The organism is Rhizobium sp. PRIMUS64, assembly GCF_023006465.1.
GTDB lineage: Bacteria > Pseudomonadota > Alphaproteobacteria > Rhizobiales > Rhizobiaceae > Rhizobium > Rhizobium leguminosarum.
Map to the genome: position 1 here is coordinate 1 of NZ_JALBGX010000350.1, position 425 is coordinate 425.

Annotated in this window: 1 protein-coding gene; it reads left to right on the forward strand. The window is 63.1% G+C overall.

Annotated elements, in window-relative coordinates:
- Window positions 1-66 precede the first annotated feature (66 nt).
- On the forward strand, window positions 67-425 hold a 359-nt coding region (locus MOV76_RS39515), incomplete at its 3' end, for a hypothetical protein (protein ID WP_247266631.1).

Below are 425 nucleotides of genomic sequence, written 5' to 3' on the forward strand. Positions count from 1 at the left end.
GCTGGGCGGCGGCCGGCAGGCATTAGGATCGAGGTTCCAAATTTGATTTCCGGAGGACCGGCATCGATGTACCCAAGACGGAACCAACCGCGCGATGACGATTCTCGCGAAGTAAGTGAGTGGATCGAAGGCGTGACCGGAGCTTTCGATACGGACGCCTGGATCCGGGACTACTATTCACAGAGACGAGACCTGGAACAGGATCTGAGCGACTTGCGCCTCGGTTCGCACGATAGTGACGCCGGCGACCGTGTGCCGCGTCGCAGTTCCGTGGGCGGTTCGATGCGAGTGACGCCGCAGTCGCTGGCGCCGGAGAACTCGTTGAGCGGCGCCCGCCACAGCATAGACGTCTCTCGGGCGGGCTCCAGCAGCTTGCGATTCGGCGGCTCGGGGAGCAAGACATCGAGCAATATGGCGGAGGCGGG